The 14,089-nt window shown below is 71.8% G+C and carries 13 protein-coding genes; 7 read left to right on the top strand and 6 right to left on the bottom strand.

The window, feature by feature from the left end; all coding sequences use genetic code 11:
• The first annotated feature begins 143 nt into the window (after positions 1–143).
• From I3F58_RS23810 to tyrS, 3 genes are all read left to right on the top strand, one after another.
• Entirely contained in the window at positions 144–1,667 is a 1,524-nt protein-coding gene (locus tag I3F58_RS23810; RefSeq protein ID WP_240110722.1) for a TldD/PmbA family protein, read from the top strand.
• Complete coding sequence (locus tag I3F58_RS23805; RefSeq protein ID WP_240110721.1) at positions 1,664–3,055, top strand: metallopeptidase TldD-related protein; 1,392 nt, start codon at positions 1,664–1,666, stop codon at positions 3,053–3,055. The genes I3F58_RS23810 and I3F58_RS23805 overlap by 4 nt, the downstream gene beginning before the upstream one ends.
• A gap of 80 nt (positions 3,056–3,135) precedes the next feature.
• A complete protein-coding gene (tyrS, locus tag I3F58_RS23800) occupies positions 3,136–4,404 on the top strand; it encodes a tyrosine--tRNA ligase (RefSeq protein WP_240110720.1) in 1,269 nt (422 codons plus the stop codon).
• Positions 4,405–4,486: 82 nt separating this feature from the next.
• Here the strand turns inward: tyrS and I3F58_RS23795 are convergent, their stop codons facing one another.
• The gene (locus I3F58_RS23795; protein ID WP_240110719.1) at positions 4,487–4,759 is read right to left on the bottom strand and encodes a GlsB/YeaQ/YmgE family stress response membrane protein; all 273 of its coding nucleotides are present in this window, start codon (positions 4,757–4,759) and stop codon (positions 4,487–4,489) included.
• A 178-nt stretch (positions 4,760–4,937) separates the two neighbouring features.
• Here I3F58_RS23795 and I3F58_RS23790 point away from each other — a divergent pair, with 178 nt between their 5' ends.
• On the top strand, positions 4,938–5,366 hold the full coding sequence (locus I3F58_RS23790) for a DUF3099 domain-containing protein (RefSeq protein WP_240110718.1): 429 nt from the start codon (positions 4,938–4,940) through the stop codon (positions 5,364–5,366).
• Positions 5,367–5,526: 160 nt separating this feature from the next.
• Complete coding sequence (locus I3F58_RS23785) at positions 5,527–5,760, top strand: hypothetical protein (RefSeq protein ID WP_374208025.1); 234 nt, start codon at positions 5,527–5,529, stop codon at positions 5,758–5,760.
• Here I3F58_RS23785 and moaA read toward each other — a convergent pair.
• The 3 genes from moaA to I3F58_RS23770 all read right to left on the bottom strand — a co-directional run bounded on the left by moaA (position 5,743) and on the right by I3F58_RS23770 (position 8,941).
• Complete coding sequence (gene moaA, locus I3F58_RS23780; RefSeq protein WP_240110716.1) at positions 5,743–6,732, bottom strand: GTP 3',8-cyclase MoaA; 990 nt, start codon at positions 6,730–6,732, stop codon at positions 5,743–5,745. The two genes, I3F58_RS23785 and moaA, sit on opposite strands and share 18 nt — an antisense overlap.
• A 203-nt stretch (positions 6,733–6,935) precedes the next feature.
• Complete coding sequence (locus I3F58_RS23775; RefSeq protein ID WP_240110715.1) at positions 6,936–8,573, bottom strand: cation acetate symporter; 1,638 nt, start codon at positions 8,571–8,573, stop codon at positions 6,936–6,938.
• The gene (locus I3F58_RS23770; protein WP_240110714.1) at positions 8,570–8,941 is read right to left on the bottom strand and encodes a DUF485 domain-containing protein; all 372 of its coding nucleotides are present in this window, start codon (positions 8,939–8,941) and stop codon (positions 8,570–8,572) included. Before I3F58_RS23770 ends, I3F58_RS23775 begins: the two co-directional genes overlap by 4 nt.
• Positions 8,942–9,265: 324 nt before the next feature.
• Between I3F58_RS23770 and I3F58_RS23765 the strand changes: the two genes are divergently transcribed.
• Both I3F58_RS23765 and I3F58_RS23760 read left to right on the top strand, forming a co-directional pair.
• Positions 9,266–10,798, top strand: coding sequence for a S8 family serine peptidase (locus I3F58_RS23765; protein ID WP_240110713.1), 1,533 nt, complete (start codon positions 9,266–9,268; stop codon positions 10,796–10,798).
• Between the two features lie 164 nt (positions 10,799–10,962).
• Positions 10,963–12,405 (top strand): CoA transferase, encoded by a 1,443-nt coding sequence (locus tag I3F58_RS23760; protein WP_240110712.1) that lies wholly within the window; start codon positions 10,963–10,965, stop codon positions 12,403–12,405.
• Here the strand turns inward: I3F58_RS23760 and I3F58_RS23755 are convergent.
• Together I3F58_RS23755 and I3F58_RS23750 are read right to left on the bottom strand one after the other, a co-directional pair.
• Entirely contained in the window at positions 12,326–13,024 is a 699-nt protein-coding gene (locus tag I3F58_RS23755; RefSeq protein WP_240110711.1) for a lysoplasmalogenase, read from the bottom strand. The two genes, I3F58_RS23760 and I3F58_RS23755, sit on opposite strands and share 80 nt — an antisense overlap.
• Entirely contained in the window at positions 13,021–13,905 is an 885-nt protein-coding gene (locus I3F58_RS23750; protein WP_240110710.1) for a sterol desaturase family protein, read from the bottom strand. The genes I3F58_RS23755 and I3F58_RS23750 overlap by 4 nt, the downstream gene beginning before the upstream one ends.
• Positions 13,906–14,089: the final 184 nt, after the last annotated feature.

Raw genomic sequence — 14,089 nt, 5'->3', positions numbered from 1 at the left:
CCCCCCGGTACGGGGACTCGGCCCCTGACAGTGGCGTACAGAAGTCACTGTCGGATCCCTACATAAAGAGCTGGGCAAGCGGGCCCGCGGCACGCGATGATCGGGACGGACGGGACTCCGGACCAGGGGACAGGAGACATTCGGTGCCTCATTCCATCGACGAAGCCTTCACGGCGCTGCCGTTGCGGGCGCTCGCGGACGCCGCACTGGCGCGGGCGCGGGCGCTCGGGGCCGAACACGCGGACTTCCGCCTCGAGCGGGTGCGCGGCGCGTCGTGGCGGCTGCGGGACGCCCGGCTCGCGGGGGCGTCGGACACGACGGACCTCGGGTACGCGGTGCGGGTGGTGCACGGCGGGGCGTGGGGGTTCGCCTCCGGGGTGGATCTGTCCATGGACGCGGCGGCGCGGGTGGCGTCGCAGGCGGTGGCCATGGCGAAGCTGTCGGCGCAGGTGATCGCGGCGGCCGGCAGCGACGAGAGGGTGGCGCTGGCGGACGAGCCGGTGCACGGGGAGCGGACGTGGGTGTCCTCGTACGAGACCGACCCGTTCGGCGTGCCGGACGCGGAGAAGACCGGGCTGCTGGCGGAATGGAGCGAGCGGCTGCTGCGCGCGGACGGCGTGGCACATGTGGACGCGGAGCTGACGGCCGTCCACGAGAACAAGTTCTACGCGGATACCGCCGGGACCGTGACCACCCAGCAGCGGGTGCGGCTGCATCCGCAGCTCACGGCTGTCGCGGTGGACTCGACGACCGGTGAGTTCGACTCCATGCGGACACTGGCTCCGCCGGTGGGCCGCGGCTGGGAGTACCTGACGGGCACCGGCTGGGACTGGGACGGGGAGCTGGCTCAGATCCCGGAGCTGCTCGCGGAGAAGATGCGGGCGCCGAGTGTGGAGGCGGGGACGTACGACCTGGTGGTCGACCCGTCGAACCTGTGGCTGACCATCCACGAGTCGATCGGCCACGCGACCGAACTGGACCGGGCCCTGGGGTACGAGGCGGCCTACGCGGGCACCTCGTTCGCGACGTTCGACCAGCTGGGGAAACTGCGGTACGGGTCGCCCGTGATGAACGTGACCGGTGACCGGACCGCCGAGCACGGCCTGGCCACGGTCGGCTACGACGACGAGGGCGTCGAGGCGCAGTCGTGGGACCTGGTGAAGGACGGCACGCTGGTGGGCTACCAGCTGGACCGGCGGATCGCGAGGCTGACGGGGCTGGGGCGGTCCAACGGGTGCGCGTTCGCGGACTCGCCGTCGCACGTGCCGGTGCAGCGGATGGCGAACGTGTCGCTGCTGCCGGACCCGGGCGGGCTGTCGACGGAGGACCTGATCGGGGGCGTGGAGCGGGGCATCTACGTGGTCGGTGACCGGTCCTGGTCGATCGACATGCAGAGGTACAACTTCCAGTTCACGGGGCAGCGGTTCTTCCGCATCGAGAACGGACGGCTGGCCGGGCAGCTGCGGGACGTCGCGTACCAGGCGACGACGACGGACTTCTGGGGCTCGATGGAGAAGGTGGGCGGCCCGCAGACCTACGTCCTGGGCGGCGCCTTCAACTGCGGCAAGGCCCAGCCGGGGCAGATCGCGGCGGTGTCGCACGGCTGCCCGTCCGCCCTCTTCCGGGGCGTGAACATTCTCAACACGACGCAGGAGGCGGGGCGATGAGCGCCAGCACCAAGCCGTACGAGGTCGTCGAGCGTGCCCTGGAACTGTCGCGGGCCGACGGGTGCGTGGTCATCGCCGACGAGGAGTCGTCCGCCAACCTGCGGTGGGCGGGCAACGCGCTGACCACGAACGGGGTCACCCGGGGCCGTACCCTCACCGTCGTCGCGACCGTCGACGGGGCCCGGGGCACGGCGAGCGGGGTGGTGTCCCGGTCGGCGGTGACCGCCGAGGAGCTGGAGCCGCTGGTGCGGGCCGCCGAGGCGGCGGCCGGGGCGGCGGGACCGGCGGAGGACGCGCAGCCGCTGGTCGCCGGAGTCCCGGAGTCGCCGGACTTCACGGACGCGCCGTCCGAGACGTCCTCGGCGGTGTTCGCGGAGTTCGCACCCGCGCTGGGTGAGGCGTTCGGGCGGGCCCGCGCCGGGGGACGGGAGCTGTACGGGTTCGCCAGCCACGAGCTGACCACCACCTACGTGGGGACGTCCACGGGGCTTCGGCTGCGGCACGACCAGCCGAACGGGACGCTGGAGCTGAACGCCAAGTCACCTGACCGGACCCGGTCCGCGTGGGCGGGGCGGGCCACCCGGGACTTCGGGGACGTGGACCCGCTCGGGCTCGACGAGGAGCTGGCGCGGCGGCTCGGCTGGGCCGAGCGGCGGATCGATCTGCCGGCCGGGCGGTACGAGACGCTGCTGCCGCCGACCGCGGTGGCCGACCTGCTGATCTACCAGCAGTGGTCGGCGTCCGCCCGGGACGCGGCGGAGGGCCGCACGGTGTTCTCCAAGCCGGGTGGCGGCACCCGCGTCGGGGACCGGCTGGCCGCGCTGCCGCTGACGCTGCGCAGTGACCCGGCCGAGCCGGGCCTCGAGTCGGCGCCGTTCGTGATCGCGCACGCCTCGGGCGGCGACCAGTCGGTGTTCGACAACGGGCTGCCGGTGGGCCGCACCGACTGGATCCGGGAGGGACGGCTGGAGCACCTGACCGCGACACGGCACTCGGCCGGGCTGACCGGGCTCCCGGTGGCGCCGGAAGCGGAGAACCTGATCCTGGAGGGCGGCTCCGGCGCTTCGCTGGACGAGATGGTGGCCGCGACCGGGCGCGGGCTGCTGCTGACCTGCCTCTGGTACATCCGTGAGGTCGATCCGGCGACCTTGCTGCTGACCGGGCTGACCCGGGACGGGGTCTATCTCGTCGAGGACGGCGAGGTGGTCGGTGAGGTGAACAACTTCCGGTTCAACGAGTCGCCGGTGGACCTGCTGTCGCGGGCCGCGGAGGCAGGCCGGACGGAGCGGACCCTGCCGCGCGAGTGGAGCGACTGGTTCACCCGCACGGCGATGCCGCCGCTGCGAGTGCCGGACTTCAACATGAGTTCGGTCAGCCCGGGCGTGTGAGCCCGGGGGCGCGCCCCGGCCCTCCGGGGCGCGCCTAGACTGGCGGGGCGACAGACAAGGCACGAGGAGGCACGAGAACCGTGACGGACATCGTCGACGAGCTGAAGTGGCGTGGGCTGTTCGCCCAGTCCACCGACGAGGACGCACTGCGCAAGGCTCTCGCGGACGGTCCGGTCACGTTCTATTGCGGCTTCGACCCGACCGCGCCGAGCCTGCACGTCGGGCACCTGGTGCAGGTGCTCACGGTCCGTCGGCTCCAGCAGGCCGGGCACCGGCCGCTCGCGCTGGTGGGCGGCGCCACCGGGCAGATCGGTGACCCGCGGCCGACGGCGGAGCGCACGCTGAACGACCCGGAGACGGTCGCGCAGTGGGTGCAGCGGCTGCGGACGCAGATCGAGCCGTTCCTGTCCTTCGAGGGCGAGAACGCCGCGGTCATGGTCAACAACCTGGACTGGACGGCGAACCTCACCGCGATCGAGTTCCTGCGGGACATCGGCAAGCACTTCCGGGTCAACAAGATGCTGACGAAGGACTCGGTGGCCCGCCGCCTGGAGTCCGAGCAGGGCATCAGCTACACCGAGTTCTCGTACCAGCTTCTCCAGGGCATGGACTTCCTGGAGCTGTACCGCCGGTACGGCTGTGTCCTCCAGCAGGGCGGCAGCGACCAGTGGGGCAACCTCACGGCGGGGCTGGACCTGATCCACCGCCTGGAGCCGGACGCGGTGGTGCACGCGCTGGCCACACCGCTGATGACGAAGGCGGACGGCACCAAGTTCGGCAAGACCGAGGGCGGGGCCGTCTGGCTGGACCCCGAGATGACCACGCCGTATGCGTTCTACCAGTTCTGGCTGAACGTGGACGACCGTGACATCTCCCGCTACCTGCGGATCCTCAGCTTCAAGAGCCCGGCGGAGCTGGAGGAACTGGAGAAGGTCACCGAGGAGCGCCCGCAGGCACGGGCCGCGCAGCGGGCGCTGGCGGAGGAGCTGACGACGCTGGTGCACGGCGCCGACCAGTGCGCAGCCGTGATCGCCGCGTCGAAGGCGCTGTTCGGCCAGGGCGACCTGGCGGAGCTGGACGAGGCGACGCTGGCGGCGGCGCTGTCGGAGCTGCCGCACGCGCGGGTGACGGAGCCGGGCCTGGTCGTGGACCTGTTCGCGGAGGTCGGTCTCGTACCGAGCAAGTCGGCGGCGCGGCGCACCGTGAAGGAGGGCGGCGCGTACGTGAACAACGCGAAGGTGACCGCCGAGGACGCCGCCGTGTCGGCCGGTGACCTGCTGCACGGGCGGTGGCTGGTGCTGCGCCGGGGCAAGAAGAACCTGGCGGCGATCGAGGTCAAGGCCGGCTGAGCGGCGGACGCGGTCGTACGGATACGACGGCGGCGGCCCGGGACCGGTGCTCGGTCCCGGGCCGCCGCCGTGTCATGGCGGCTCAGGTGCGCTGTCTGCCGCGGCTGCCCATGTACAGCATGTCCCCGAGGCCGACGAGCACCACGGCCGCGGCGACCTGGAGGGCGTGCCTGCCCCAGTCGATGCCGGGGGTCGCCTCGATGCCGAAGCCGCGGGCGAGGGCGTTGCCGACGATTCCGCCGATGATGCCGAGGACCGTGACGAGCCAGAGCGGGCTGTGCTGCTTGCCCGGCAGGATCGCCTTCGCCAGCAGTCCCAGCACGAAACCGACGATGATCGCCCACAACCAGCCCATGGCTGCCTCCTCGGTGCGGATCGACGTGAGCAGTCTTCGACAGTTTCCGCCGGTGGGCGGTACGCCGCATGTCGGGGCCGGTCCGGGGAGCCGCGGGGGCGGAGCGTACGGTGGGGGGAGGAGCCCGGTCGGGTGCGGCCGGTCCTCGGGATCGGCCCTACGACGGTGGTGGAAGGCGATGCGGAAGCGCAGCAAGGACCCGGTCTTCCGGATCACCGGGGCCCGGCAGGGGCTCGACGACGATGTGCGCGGGCGGCAGCGGCGCTACGTGATCTCCATGGGCGTGCGGACGGTGTCGTTCGTGCTGGCCGCGTCGCTGTGGAACGTCTCGCGGTATGTGGCGGTCGTGGCGCTGGTGCTGGGCATGGTCCTCCCGTACGTCGCCGTGGTGATCGCGAACGCGGGGCGGGAGAGCACGCCGAGGCTGCCGTCGACGTTCGTCTCGACTCCGCCGGTACACCGGCCGGTGCTGGAGGCGGGTTCCGCCGAACGGCCGGACCCGGATCCGGATCCGGATGACGGGCCCGCACGGGAAGCGGAACCGGAATCGGAACGGCCTGCCGCTGACGGGGCCGATCCGAAGCTCAAGAAAAGCTCAGAGCAATAGTGACGTTCCGGTGCACCGCCGCCGCTTGTGCGTGCCATACTTCGTACGCGCTCCGCATCCCCCGTCGGAGCGACGGACCGACGCCGGGCAGCTCCCCCCGTGGCTGCCCGGCGTCGCCCTTTGTTCGTACCGGTCGTACCGGTCGTGTTGGATGTGTGCCGTGAACGACGAGAGCAACCATCCGATCTGTTCCGCCAAGGGCTGCCGGGCCGCCGCCGTGTGGGTGCTGGCGTGGAACAACCCGAAGCTGCACACGCCGGAGCGCCGCAAGACCTGGCTGGCCTGCGACGAGCACCGCGAGCACCTGTCGCAGTTCCTGGGCGTGCGCGGGTTCCTGAAGGACGTGGTGACGCTCGCGGAGTGGGAGGCCGGGGACTCAGCCGCCGATCGCTGACATCGGGCGGTCCGGCTGGAGGAACTCCGGGTCGTCGAGGCCGGAGCCGGCCTTCTTGCCCCACATGGCGGTCTTCCAGACGCCGGCGATCTCCTCGTCGGGCGCGTCCGACCGGAGGGCCGCCCGCAGATCGGTCTCCTCGCGGGCGAACAGGCACGTGCGGACCTGTCCGTCCGCGGTGAGCCGGGTGCGGTCGCAGGCCCGGCAGAACGGGCGGGTGACGGACGCGATGACGCCGACCCGGTGCGGACCGCCGTCGACGGTCCAGCGCTCGGCCGGGGCGGAGCCGCGCTCCTCGTCGGTCTCCGGGGTGAGGGTGAAGCGGGTGCGCAGGGAGTCCAGGATGTCCCCGGCGGTGATCATGCCGTCGCGCTTCCAGCCGTGCTGGGCGTCCAGCGGCATCTGCTCGATGAAGCGCAGCTCGTAGTCGTGGGCCACGGCCCAGGCAAGCAGGTCGGGGGCCTCGTCCTGGTTGAGTCCCGGCATCAGCACCGAGTTGACCTTGACGGGTGTGAGCCCGGCGTCGCGGGCGGCGGCCAGACCCTCCAGGACGTCGTGGTGGCGGTCGCGGCGGGTGAGCGTCTTGAAGACGTCGGGGCGCAGCGTGTCCAGCGAGACGTTGACCCGGTCGAGGCCGGCGGCCTTGAGGGCCGGGGCCGTGCGCTTGAGCCCTATGCCGTTGGTGGTGAGGGACATCCTGGGCCGGGGGGCGAGGGCCGCGCACTGCTCGACGATGGACACGAGTCCGGGGCGCAGCAGGGGTTCACCGCCGGTGAAGCGGATCTCGGTGACGCCGAGCCGGGTGACGGCGATCCGGATGAGCCGGACGATCTCGTCGTCGGTGAGCAGGTCGGGCTTGGCGAGCCACTGCAGGCCTTCCTCCGGCATGCAGTAGGTGCAGCGCAGGTTGCACCGGTCGGTGAGCGAGACCCTCAGGTCCGTGGCCACGCGGCCGTAGGTGTCGATGAGCACGTGCACGCCTCCCCCGGTTGCCCGGTTTTCGTATCCGTGTTCCGTCTGGCCCCGGTCCCTCGAACACGGATCCGTTCCGGCCTCTTTCCCCGAGCCTACGCGACACCTCTGGCGACATCAGTGGCCTTTTGCACCAGGAACCGGGACGACCGGGTCGTAGGGACCTACGAGGACCCGCGGATCCCCACGGCCCGATCGCTTGATCAGTGCGCTCCGACGCCGGTCAGCGACTTGACCTCCAGCTCCGCGAACTTGCCGCTGTCCGGCTCCTCCTTCGTGAGGAGGGATCCGAGCCAGCCGAGCAGGAAGCCCAGCGGGATGGAGATGATCCCCGGGTTTGCCAGCGGGAACCAGGCGAAGTCGGCATCCGGGAACATCGAGGTGGCCTTGCCGGAGACGACCGGCGAGAACACGACGAGGAACACGGACGAGAAGAGGCCGCCGTAGATGGACCAGAGGGCGCCCCGGGTGGTGAACCGCTTCCAGAAGAGGCTGTAGAGGATCGTCGGCAGGTTCGCGGACGCGGCCACCGCGAAGGCGAGGGCGACGAGCCCGGCGACGTTGAGGTCGCGGGCGAGCGCGCCCAGCGCGATGGACACGACGCCGATGAGGACGGTGGCCCAGCGGGCGGCCCGCACCTCCTCCTGCTCGGTCGCCTGGCCTCTTCGGATCACGTTGGCGTAGATGTCGTGCGCGAAGGACGAGGACGAGGCGAGCGTGAGCCCGGCGACGACGGCGAGGATCGTCGCGAAGGCCACGGCCGAGATGACCGCGAGGAGGATCGCGCCGCCCGTCGTGCCCACGCCGCCCACGGCTTCCGCGAGGAGCGGGGCGGCGGTGTTCCCGGCCGGGTTGGATGCCTTGATCGTGTCGGGGCCGACCAGGGCGGCGGCGCCGAAGCCGAGGGCGATGGTCATCAGGTAGAACGCGCCGATGATGCCGATGGCCCAGTTGACGGACTTCCGGGCGGCCTTGGCGGTGGGCACCGTGTAGAAGCGGATGAGGATGTGCGGCAGGCCCGCGGTGCCGAGGACGAGGGCGATGCCGAGGGAGAGGAAGTCCAGCTTGGAGATCGCGTCCGCGCCGTATTTCAGCCCCGGTTCCAGGAACGCCGCCCCGTGGCCGCTGTTCTCTGCCGCCTTGCCGAGCAGTGCGGAGATGTTGAAGTCGAACTTCAGCAGCACCAGGAAGGTGATCAGGAGCGTGCCCGCGATGAGCAGGACGGCCTTGACCATCTGGACCCAGGTGGTGCCCTTCATGCCGCCGATCGTCACGTACACGATCATCAGGACGCCGACCAGGGCGACGACGGCGATCTTCCCGGCGTCGCTGGTGATGCCGAGCAGCAGCGAGACGAGGACGCCCGCGCCCGCCATCTGCGCCAGCAGGTAGAAGATCGACACGACGATGGTGGACGTCCCGGCGGCGGTGCGGACCGGGCGCTGGCGCATCCGGTAGGCGAGGACGTCGCCCATGGTGAAGCGGCCGGAGTTGCGCAGCGGCTCGGCCACCAGCAGCAGCGCGACGAGCCAGGCGACCAGGAAGCCGATGGAGTAGAGGAACCCGTCGTAGCCGAACAGGGCGATCGCCCCGGCGATGCCGAGGAACGACGCGGCGGACATGTAGTCGCCCGAGATGGCGAGGCCGTTCTGGAAGCCGGTGAACTGGCGTCCTCCGGCGTAGAAGTCGGCGGCGCTCTTGGTCTGGCGGCCGGCCCACACGGTGATGGCGAGGGTGGCGAGGACGAACGCGGCGAACAGCGCGATGATGAGCGGCCGGTGTTCGCTCGCGGACCCGGCGGCGATCACGGCCCCGGCCGTGTTCCCGGTGGTGCTGCTCATGCGTCGGCCTCCATACGGGACTTGATGGCCTCGGCCTTCGGATCGAGCCGCTCGGCGGCGTGCCGGGCGTAGACCCAGGCGATGAGGAAGGTCGTGGCGAACTGGGCGACGCCGAGGACGAGGGCGACGTTGATGTTGCCGTAGACGCTGGTGCCCATGAGGCCGCCCGCGTAGTTGGAGAGCAGGACGTAGAGCAGGTACCAGGCGATGAAGGCGACGGTGAGCGGGAAGGCGAAGGAGCGGTGGGCGCGGCGAAGTTCACCGAACTCGGCGCTGCGCTGCGTCTCGACGAACGCCTCCGTCGTGGGCTGGAGGGGGCTGCCGGTCCCTGTTCCGGCTCCGGTGGGCGGCGGTGCTGCGGTGGCCACGGATCACTCCTCGCGACGCGGGTGCGGTGGGCATGGGCGGCGCATCCGGGCGGAGCCGGGTGCGGGGCGCAGGGAGACGGTGTGTTCTCCCTTCCCTGACAACGGCACGGAGGCCGTCGCGACGCGGTTCACTCCGCCCGTACCGGGTTCACCCGGCCTGACGGCGCTTCACCCAAACGGAGGGCAGACTTCCAGTTGGCGTCCGGTCCCGGCAGTTTCCGGTCAACTCATTGCTGAGCAGGGATGATCAGCGATAGCTTCGCTCGTCATGTACCCGCCCGTACCGCCGGTGCGGGCGGACGTCACGGATGATGTGGAGAACCCATGGCTCATCTGCGTTCCAGGCGCGGGCGCGCACTCGCACTGCCCGTCGGCCTGGCGCTCACGGCCTCGCTCGGCTTCCTTCCCGCCGGAGCGGCGTCGGCGGCCCCGACGCAGGACGTTCCGGCTTCCGTCGCCACGGACGGACCGGAGCTCTCGTATGTCGTGAACCTGAAGAGCAGCTGGTACGGCGCGTCGGTGAAGAAGGCCATAGCCAAGGCCGGCGGCACGGTGGTGGAGTCGTACGACAAGATCGGCGTGATCGTCGTCCACTCCAAGAACCCGCAGTTCGGTGAGACGCTGCGCGCCGTGCGGGGCGTCGACTCCGCCGGTGCCACCCGCACCGCGCCGCTCGCACCGGTGGCCACCACCGAGGTCGAGGAGGTGGCCGAGCCGCTGACCCCGGAGGAGGCCCGCGAGGCCGCGGCCCAGGCGGAGGACGGCCAGGACCCGCTGGAGCCGCTGCAGTGGAGCCTGCCGGCCATCAAGGCGGACAAGGCGCACGAGCGGACCCTCGGCAGCAGCAAGGTCACCGTCGCGGTCATCGACACCGGTGTGGACGACACCCACCCTGACCTCGCGCCCAACTTCGACCGCGCCGCCTCCGCGAACTGCGTGACCGGCAAGGCCGACACCACCGAGGGCGCCTGGCGCCCGGCGCCCGGCGAGAGCGACCACGGCACGCACGTGGCCGGCACCATCGCGGCCGCCAAGAACGGCATCGGCGTCACCGGTGTCGCCCCCGGCGTCAAGGTCTCGGGCATCAAGGTGTCCAACCCGGACGGCTACTTCTACACCGAGGCCGTCGTCTGCGGCTTCATGTGGGCGGCCGAGCACGGCGTCGACGTGACCAACAACAGCTACTACACCGACCCGTGGCTGTACAACTGCAAGAACGACCCGGACCAGGGTGCGCTCGTCGAGGCGCTGACCCGGGCCACCCGGTACGCCGAGCGCAAGGGCGCGGTGAACGTCGCCGCGGCCGGCAACTCCCGTACCGACCTGGCAGCGGACGAGGTCACCGACTCGACCAGCCCGAACGACAGCGAGACGTCCGACCGGACCGTCAAGCCGACCGAGTGCCCGGACATCCCGACCATGCTGCCCGGTGTGGTCACCGTGTCCGCGACCGGCGCGAAGGGCCTGAAGGCGTCCTTCTCGAACTACGGTCAGGGCATCGTCGACGTCGCCGCGCCCGGCGGTGACTCGACGCGCTACCAGGCGCCCGAGGCTCCGGCGACGAGCGGTCTGATCCTGTCGACCACAGTCGACGGCGGCTACAACTACAAGGCCGGTACGTCGATGGCGTCCCCGCACGTCGCGGGTGTCGTGGCGCTCATCAAGTCGAAGCACCCGTACGCATCGCCCGGCATGGTGAAGTCGCTGCTGTACGCGGAGGCGGACGCCACCGCGTGCGGCGAGCCGTACGACATCAACGGCGACGGCGAGATCGACGCGGTGTGCGAGGGCGGCAAGCTGCGCAACGGCTTCTACGGCCGCGGCATGGTGGACGCGCTGGACGCGGTGCGCTGGTGATGCCGGAGTCCCGCGCTCTTCAGGGGAACTGAGCGGGACCGGGGAGGGGAGCCCGGGTGCGCGACCGCGCGCACCCGGGCTCTTTCATGGTCCGGGGTCCGGGGGGACCTCGGGACCTCGCCGGGGACCTTCCCAAAGATGGCACTCAGTGCCACAGTAGAGGGATGGAGAAGGCGGTTCTTGGGGCATGGGCGGCACTCGGTGCCGATCCGGCGATGGTGCAGCGGATCTCGTACGGCCCCGGGATGCCGGGTGTGCCGACCGCGCGGCTGCCCGTCATGGCGCTGGCCCGCGCGACGGTCGCGGTGTGCTCGCTGGCGGCGGCGGAGTTCGCGGCGGTACGGGCCGGGGGCGGGGGCACGGCGTCCGAGGTGCCCCGGGTCCGGGTGGACGACGGGGCGGTGGCCACGGCGTTCCACAGCGAGCGGCACATCCGCCTGGAGGACCGCGGCGGGGAGACGTTCGCACCGCTGTCCCGGTTCTGGCGGACGGCCGACGGGTGGGTACGCACCCACGCCAACTACCCGCACCACCGGGAGCGGCTGCTCGCCGCGCTGGGCCTCCCGGCCGGGGCGGGCGTCGAGGCGGTGGCGGCGGAGCTGGAACGCCGCCGGGCCCTGGACGTCGAGGAGGCGGTGTACGGCTCCGGGGGCCTCGCGGTGGCGGTGCGCGGCTCCCACGACTGGACCGCGGGCCCGCAGGGAGCCCTGGTGGCGGAACAGCCCCTGCTGACCCTGGCCCCGCTGGGCGACGCCCCGCCCGTGCCGCCCCGCACGGCTCCGCGAGACACTCCCTCGGCGCCGCCGGGAGCGGCACCCTGCGCGGGGCTGCGGGTGCTGGACCTGACCCGCGTACTGGCCGGGCCCGTCGCCACCCGGACGCTCGCACTGCTGGGCGCGGACGTCCTGCGGATCGACACCCCGAGGCTGGCGGAGAGCCAGGAGATCCACCACGACACGGGACTCGGCAAGCGGTCGGCACTGCTGGACCTGGGCCGGAGCGCGGACCGCGAGCTGTTCGAGGACCTGCTGGTACGGGCGGACGTGGTGGTGACCGGCTACCGGCCGGGCGCGCTGGACCGGTTCGGTCTCTCCGCCGAGGCGCTGGCCGCCCGCCGCCCCGGCGTGGTGGTGGCCGAACTGTCGGCGTGGGGGCGGTCCGGCCCCTGGGGCGGGCGGCGCGGCTTCGACAGCCTGGTGCAGGCGGCCACCGGGATAGCCCTGCGCGAGGGCTCCACCCTTCGGCCGGGCGTGCTCCCGGCGCAGGCACTCGACCACGGCACGGGCTATCTGCTGGCGGCGGCGGTCCTGCGGGCCCTGACGGAGCGCCAGAGGGGCGGCGGCACCTGGCTGGTCCGCGCGACCCTGGCCCGCACGGCTCACTGGCTGCTGCACGAGCTGGACGACGCGGGGACGGGGGAGGCGGCCGGAACCGCCGGGACGCCCGGGGAGGAGCCGTACGAGCCGGAGCCCTGGCTCGTCGGGCGCGACAGCCCGCTCGGCCGGGTGCGCCACGCCCGCTCCCCCGTCATGTTCGAGGGCGGCCCGCGGGACTGGGCACGCCCGGCAGGACGCTGGGGGACGGACCTTCCGCGCTGGACGTCCTGAGGACCCCGACGGCCAGCAGGTACTGGCCGGCCGTGTAGGTCAGCATGATCCAGAAGTCGGGGGCGGGGAGCTGCGGCCAGTGGGCGACACCGGTGGCGATGAGGGTGTCGGACAGCAGGAACAGCGCGCCTCCCGCTCCGGCGACCGGCCCGAGTCCGCCGGAGCGCCAGGCCATGGCCGTGAGGAGGAGCGAGTACCCGGCGACGGGGACGCGCAGGTCGGCAGGCAGGCCGGGCCACAGGGAGGCGACCAGGACGACGAGGGCGAGGCCGTAGAGCGCGCCGAGAAGCACGGACGCCCTCCCCGTCCCCGTACGGCGCGACCGTGCGAACAGCACCAGGTAGCAGACGTGTCCGGCGGCGAAGGACCCCATCCCGACGAGGAACGCCCAGTCGGCGTCGGACAGCAGGAACACGTCGCCGCCCCAGCCGAACAGCAGGGCCGCGAGCAGCGGCCTGGGGGCGCCGCGCACCGCCGCGTACCCGGCGAGGAGCGGCATCAGCAGCGGCTTGGCGGCCATGTGCCCGGTGTGCGACCCGGCGAGCAGGGAGCCGAGGTCCACGGCGAGCGCCACGGCGAAGGCCCCCGCCAGGAGACGGGCGGGTCTCTCCCGGCTCATGCGACTCGCTCCGGCGTGGCCGGGGCCGCCTTCGCGGAGGCCCCACGCGGCTGCGGCTGCCACCCGGGGCCCCGGAACACCCGGCCCGCGCGCTCCCGCCACGACGTGGCGGCCCGCAGGTCGCGGGCGATGGCCGCGTACTCGTGGGTGGCGACCCTGAGCGGGTTGTACGTGTCGATGTTCTTGGTGAGCCCGTACACCGGCCGCTCGGTCTCCTCGGTGAACGAGCCGAACATCCGGTCCCAGACGATGAGGATCCCGCCGAAGTTCCGGTCCAGGTAGCCGCCCTGGGAGGCGTGGTGGACGCGGTGGTGGGAGGGCGTGTTCAGCACGTACTCGAAGGGGCGCGGCAGCTTGCCGACCCGCTCGGTGTGCACCCAGAACTGGTAGACGAGGTTGGCCGAGGAGCAGAACGCCAGCGCGGCCGGGTGGACGCCGCAGGCGATGAGCGGCAGGTAGAACGGCCACACGGTGAGACTGGTCCACGGCTGCCGCAGAGCAGTGGTCAGATTGAACTTCCGGCTCGAATGGTGCACGACGTGGCAGGCCCACAGGATCCGGACGACGTGGTGGCCGCGGTGGGACCAGTAGTAGAAGAAGTCCTGCGCGAGCAGCATCAGCAGGACGGTCCACCACAGGACGGGGACGCGCAGGGGCGTCAGCTCGTACACCGCGAGGTAGACCGCGACGATCGGGATCTTCCACAGCAGGTCGAACACCAGGCTGCCGAGGCCCATGGTGACGCTGGTGGCGGCGTCCTTGGTCTCGTACCCGGCGGCGTCCTCGTCCGGATGGAGCCGGTAGCTGACGATCTCCAGGACGGTGAGCAGGACGAAGGCGGGTATCGACCACAGCACGACATCGGGCAGGTTCGGCGGCATGCGAGCACGGTAGAGGCGGCTGTCGGGTGACGGCTAGAGGTCGTTACCGACAAGTATGTGAGACGAGTTGTCAGCGGCCTTTGGCGACATCCTCCAAGCCCCGGGGCCCCGGCCGGGCTTGGGTTCTGACGGTCCTCGCAACACCCGCGATCTGTGGGAGTTGCGAGGACCGTGGCCGTTGGGC

The organism is Streptomyces sp. MUM 203J (genome assembly GCF_022414595.1).
GTDB lineage: Bacteria > Actinomycetota > Actinomycetes > Streptomycetales > Streptomycetaceae > Streptomyces.
This window is presented reverse-complemented; position numbering and strand designations above follow the sequence as displayed.

Coding starts and splice junctions, on each gene's coding strand:
- I3F58_RS23805 (WP_240110721.1), top strand. CDS start 1,664: ATGAGCGCCAGCACCAAGCCGTACGAGGTCGTCGAGCGTGCCCTGGAA.
- I3F58_RS23795 (WP_240110719.1), bottom strand. CDS start 4,759: ATGGGCTGGTTGTGGGCGATCATCGTCGGTTTCGTGCTGGGACTGCTG.
- I3F58_RS23790 (WP_240110718.1), top strand. CDS start 4,938: ATGCGGAAGCGCAGCAAGGACCCGGTCTTCCGGATCACCGGGGCCCGG.
- I3F58_RS23775 (WP_240110715.1), bottom strand. CDS start 8,573: ATGAGCAGCACCACCGGGAACACGGCCGGGGCCGTGATCGCCGCCGGG.
- I3F58_RS23765 (WP_240110713.1), top strand. CDS start 9,266: ATGGCTCATCTGCGTTCCAGGCGCGGGCGCGCACTCGCACTGCCCGTC.
- I3F58_RS23760 (WP_240110712.1), top strand. CDS start 10,963: ATGGAGAAGGCGGTTCTTGGGGCATGGGCGGCACTCGGTGCCGATCCG.
- I3F58_RS23755 (WP_240110711.1), bottom strand. CDS start 13,024: ATGAGCCGGGAGAGACCCGCCCGTCTCCTGGCGGGGGCCTTCGCCGTG.
- I3F58_RS23750 (WP_240110710.1), bottom strand. CDS start 13,905: ATGCCGCCGAACCTGCCCGATGTCGTGCTGTGGTCGATACCCGCCTTC.